The 4680-nt window shown below is 33.0% G+C and carries 7 protein-coding genes and 1 pseudogene; 3 read left to right on the forward strand and 5 right to left on the reverse strand.

The window, feature by feature from the left end:
• The 3 genes and pseudogenes from F6K22_RS43210 to F6K22_RS32685 all read left to right on the forward strand — a co-directional run.
• Positions 1 to 121: pseudogene (locus F6K22_RS43210) on the forward strand (IS5/IS1182 family transposase); the annotation flags it as partial.
• 417 nt (positions 122 to 538) lie between these two features.
• On the forward strand, positions 539 to 1297 hold the full coding sequence (locus F6K22_RS32680) for a PDDEXK family nuclease (RefSeq protein ID WP_293107905.1): 759 nt from the start codon (positions 539 to 541) through the stop codon (positions 1295 to 1297).
• 47 nt (positions 1298 to 1344) lie between these two features.
• Positions 1345 to 1791 (forward strand): hypothetical protein, encoded by a 447-nt coding sequence (locus F6K22_RS32685; protein WP_293107907.1) that lies wholly within the window; start codon positions 1345 to 1347, stop codon positions 1789 to 1791.
• Positions 1792 to 2047: 256 nt separating this feature from the next.
• Here the strand turns inward: F6K22_RS32685 and F6K22_RS32690 are convergent, their stop codons facing one another.
• The 5 genes from F6K22_RS32690 to F6K22_RS32710 form a co-directional block, all read right to left on the reverse strand.
• Complete coding sequence (locus F6K22_RS32690; RefSeq protein ID WP_293107919.1) at positions 2048 to 2203, reverse strand: transposase family protein; 156 nt, start codon at positions 2201 to 2203, stop codon at positions 2048 to 2050.
• Positions 2169 to 2303 carry a hypothetical protein gene (locus F6K22_RS32695; RefSeq protein WP_293107922.1) on the reverse strand — a complete coding sequence of 45 codons (135 nt, stop codon included), beginning with the start codon at positions 2301 to 2303 and terminating at the stop codon, positions 2169 to 2171. Before F6K22_RS32695 ends, F6K22_RS32690 begins: the two co-directional genes overlap by 35 nt.
• 169 nt (positions 2304 to 2472) lie before the next feature.
• Positions 2473 to 2703 carry a helix-turn-helix domain-containing protein gene (locus F6K22_RS32700; protein ID WP_293107910.1) on the reverse strand — a complete coding sequence of 77 codons (231 nt, stop codon included), beginning with the start codon at positions 2701 to 2703 and terminating at the stop codon, positions 2473 to 2475.
• A gap of 53 nt (positions 2704 to 2756) precedes the next feature.
• On the reverse strand, positions 2757 to 2936 hold the full coding sequence (locus F6K22_RS32705) for a hypothetical protein (protein ID WP_293107913.1): 180 nt from the start codon (positions 2934 to 2936) through the stop codon (positions 2757 to 2759).
• Positions 2937 to 3586: 650 nt separating this feature from the next.
• The gene (locus F6K22_RS32710) at positions 3587 to 4231 is read right to left on the reverse strand and encodes a cofactor assembly of complex C subunit B (RefSeq protein WP_293107916.1); all 645 of its coding nucleotides are present in this window, start codon (positions 4229 to 4231) and stop codon (positions 3587 to 3589) included.
• Positions 4232 to 4680 lie beyond the last annotated feature (449 nt).

The following is a 4680-nucleotide window of genomic DNA, read 5'->3' on the forward strand; positions in this document are numbered from 1 at the left end:
GTTTGTGGCGATGGCGTCAGAGTGGAAGTGATCAAACGAACCTCAGAGAGTTTTGAGCAATTGCCGTGCGCGATGGATTGTGGAACGCACTTTTGGGTGGCTAAATAGATTTAGGCGCTTAAGTAAGATAACGTAAGTGTATTCAGATGTAAATGAAGCAATGATTTATGGCTCATTAATCCAACTCATGGTCAAGCGACTAGCTAATTTAAGATTTACTTTATAAATCAGCTCTCAAGGCGCGAATTATCTAATTATTTAATTGTTTAATTATTAATTATTTCGGTAACTACAGGACTAAGGTAGCAAAGTCTACTTGTATCAGACTTGGAATTATCAAATTAAGTAAATTCGTTAATTAATCTCAAAAACAGCAAGTAACATTACAAGTATAATTTACCGAAAAATAAAGGTATAAAGCCTTCTATTTCAATAAAAAAAGAAATAATTTCCTTATATTCAATTCCGTAACGGTTTTAACCAGAGGTAATTATCCGTTATCCATTAATGAAGCTTTCTGATTCTTATAAAGAAGTTTATGCCATATTTAAAAGCCAAGCATTTAACGCAAGCTGAGAAAAAACAGGATGAGAAGGTAGCAAAGTCTACTCGTAATTTAGTCTTGATCAATGACACAATTAAATTTCAGTCAGAAGAAGATTTGGAAAATTATATAGAAGAAAATTTTAACCAAATTTTTCCAGACTTAGTTTTGATTAAACGTCAGCATACTATTAATACACAAAGATGCGATTTACTATGCTCTACTAAGTTGGTTAAACAACCTGTGATAATTGAGTTAAAAAATGAAGAGGATAGAGGTTTAATATCTCAGCTTACTCGGTATAGGAAAGCTTTACTTATAGAGAAGCCTTTTGCAGAACAAATAGATTATTCATTACCTGTGAAATTAATAGCGATAGCTCCTATTTTCCATGAGGATAATTATACAGATAAGGAAGCTTCTAAATTTGAGGATGATTTTTGTTTGTGGGAGTTTAGTATTGATATTCAACAAAATCAAGATATTGCTCAATTTAATCTTTCACGAAAAACTTATGATATTCCTTATCCTATATTTGGCTTGCCAGGAAAAATTTTAAACTCTGAACCTTATAGTAAAAGTTTACCGACTTTTGCTTGGGAGTTTTATTCGAGACTCGATCAAAAATACAAGAAAGATTTTCAAGGGTTACGAAATCTATTAATTGGTCAACCAAAAATTAAAGAAATGGTTAGCACGAGCTATCGAAAAGTATTGTATGGAACAGTGAAGGAAAAAATTATAAGAAGTTAGCAGAAATAACTAATACTTCTGGAAAAGATATATGTTTATTTCTGTGGTTGCCAACATTTGTACACACAAAGTCTGAGAAACCAGTAGCAAGATTTGGATTTGTTTTAAAAAGTTCTAGTAATCCCTTATCTAATGATTCTGTTGTTGAGTGGTTAGTCTCAAGTAAAGAAACTTTGAATAGTAAAAATACACCCAATATTAATTCAGAAGTAGCTGCTTATAATAGAGATGGCACATTAAAATGGAGTAGAGCAAATTTATATTTAGCTAACGTAACTTTTCGTTACACTCAAGACCTAGCTAAATTAGAGGAGTGGAAAAGAGTAGCTAAAACATCTAAGTCTAAAGCATTAAACCAGGTAGTTAATTCATATCAAAATAATCCGACATTCTGGTTACTAATGTATGTCTTAAAAGGTGTGACTCCAGAAACTATTAATGATGAAGATAGAGCTTGGTGGGAGTCATATAAAACACAAACTCCTACACATTAGACATCTCCAAAAATGCTCAAACGCCTATCCTAACTACCTTTTTCCAGAGCGATCGCCATAGAGAAAAGTAGCCAATTTCTACGGTGTCATCTGTATTAGAGTTATTTGTTGTTACTAATCAACTTTTTTATTACACTTTTTTTCTCATTTTTTTTTGTGTCTAATCCGAATTTATACTAATATTAATGTTCCCATTCTTAACCTAACTAAACCACATATTGTTAGAATTATTTTTTCGTAATTTTTCTCTTTTAATCTAAATCTTTCTCGCGCCACACGCGCATATTTTTATCAACCTCATTACATGTTCTACAAATATTCTTTTTTGGGCTTTCCGTTTATTCTCTTCCTTAGTCTCTGGTGACATTTTTGGGTTTTTAGTTTTTTTTTGGTGTAGAAACTCTTGCTCCACCTTGATCGCCTTGATCTCCTTGAAATTTTTGTTCATCATCAAAATTTTTTTGTTGTTTCTTCAGTAAATTAACATCACTTTCTAGCCCTCTTTCTCCCACTATTACATCTACTATTTCTTGTCCTGTCTTGAGTGCTTCTTACATTCGCCGTGGGACGGCGAATTAAGCACTCGCTTTTTCTGTAGTAATTATTTGATTTTTAAAAGTATGTTTTTTTGGTTTCCCTGAGTAATATTTTTTTTGTTTGTAGTCCTCACCAGGTCTTTCTCTACCATGTTGCTGTACTATCTACAATCAATTCTAGTTCTGTTAATACTTCTTTAATCCATAAATATTCTGATTGTTTTTTTTTGGCTTGCTCTAATAAACTTGCTGGTAATAATTCCCGAAAAATATCTATCCAATAATGAAATATATTATTTGCTGTTGATTCACTTACTCCCAAAATTATCCCTAGTAATTGAAAGGTAGGCATATGATGCAAATAATATAAGGTCAAAATTATTTCTTCCGAGTGATTTAAAGATTTTTTCCTTCCTCCTCCTGGTTTGATTAATCTTTTTTCTGGGCTGGCGATCGCGCGGTTCGTTGCGGAGCATCATCGCTTGTATGAATGTTTTCTTCAATTTTTTGAGCATTTTCTATTAATTTTATTAGTTGTTTGTCTGTAATGCCAATAATTCTCTTTGTTTGTTTTGGATGATTATAAATATATTCTAATACTTGGTTCATTGGCCACAGCGTATATATAATTAGCTACTACAATTTTACATTAAATTTTATTTTGGAGAGGTCTATTTGGGTTGGTATATTGATTTGGCTATCAAAACTTGGAATTATAGGATTAAGTAAAAGTAATTTAATTCAGTATTGTATTGTTTAGTTGGCAAAATAAAATTGAGTATTTTTCTGTTGCAAATAATAGCCTTAAGTCTACAAAATCAAAAATTGATAGGGGAGCATAATTAGGGTTTGCTGAAAAAGTCTTATGGGTGAGGATAGGAGTCAGGAGACAGGAGACAGGAGACAGGAGGAGTAAGAAATTTAGAGGAGGCAAAAGCAAGAATTATCCCTTGATTTTTCTGCGATAGTCAACCGAAAATCCTAACTTTTTGAGGCCCTGAGAACGAAAACCTTGTACTTCTTCCAGGCCAAAAAAGACCAAACCCTTTATCTGTCAATGGTTTCAGATTTAATCAGTAAGCCCTAATTATTAGTAACACAAAGTCTATTTCTGAAGACTTAAGCTCACATTCTAGCCATCAAATTGTAATATTAAAAGTGGTACAAAAATTAGTTATTTCAGAATATTTTCCACACAAAATCAGATAAGAATGCTTGATAAAGACAGCTAAATCATTCCCTGTTCTGTGAGGACAGCGCTATAATTTTTTGGAAAGGGTATCTATTAATTTATCTGCTATTCCTGAAATCCAATTTTCATCTTGTTTAGTGTAACTGCGAGGTCCATTTGCACCTAAAATCATTACACCATCATTGCCAAGAGGTTGACAAATTACACCTTGAGTATTTTCTGGCAAATAATTAAACTCAATACGACCTGGATAAACTTTTAAATCTACTAAATAAATAGGTTTTTGTTTATCCAAAACTCGCTTTAAAATAGCTCCTGGTTTTACTTGTGATTCAGATGGTAAAATTCCTCTTCTTAATAAAACTTTCCCTTCATACCAGATAATAACAGTTTTAGTAACTGTATTAGTTAACAATAAACTAGAAGCCCAAGCAAGTTCAGTTTTAGCTATGTCTGATAATTCAGGCAATAGTTCAAATCCTAATTCACCAATTAATTTAACAGTATCAGGAGAGCGTGGTTGTATTTGTTGCCAAAGTAAACCAGTCAAAATCAACAAAGCACTTAAAATTACTCCTACGACATCGGAACGAGCTTGGGAAGCTAAAAGATTAGGGGTGAAAAATCGATTAATCATTAGTAAAGTTCCACCTAATCCTCCTGCTATTATAGGGAGCATTCGTAAGACTTTATTTGGGTCTGATTGAGTCATATTTTCAGGAAAAAGAAATAAGTTTGAATACCAGTTTGATAAATTTTTGCTACACTTTCTTGAGTAGAGGAGTAGGGGAGTAGGGGAGTGGGGGAGAAGAAAACATAAGAAGAATTAACACACTCTTGGGTACTAAATTTATCGAAAAAGTTATTCCACCCGTGTTAATTACTTAATAATTGAAGTTTCACCATTATATAGAATTCTTTTTTCAAAATGGTGGAAGAAAGAAAAAGGAAAGTCAGAACTTACAATCTTTATTTTGTTTTGACACTCCCCGCTAATCGCGAGACGGGGTTTCTTGGCTCAACGACTTGCCATAACTTGACAGGATTTCTCCAATCAAGCCAGGGGGTGTGTCTCCCCAAGGGTAAGTTCCGGTGTGCCCCACCCTACTGAGCGCTTTTTGTAGGATTTTTTTTGCTGCATTAATATCTCTGTCTTCCACA

This window comes from Okeania sp. SIO2F4, assembly GCF_010672385.1.
In the GTDB taxonomy this organism is placed as follows: domain Bacteria; phylum Cyanobacteriota; class Cyanobacteriia; order Cyanobacteriales; family Microcoleaceae; genus Trichodesmium.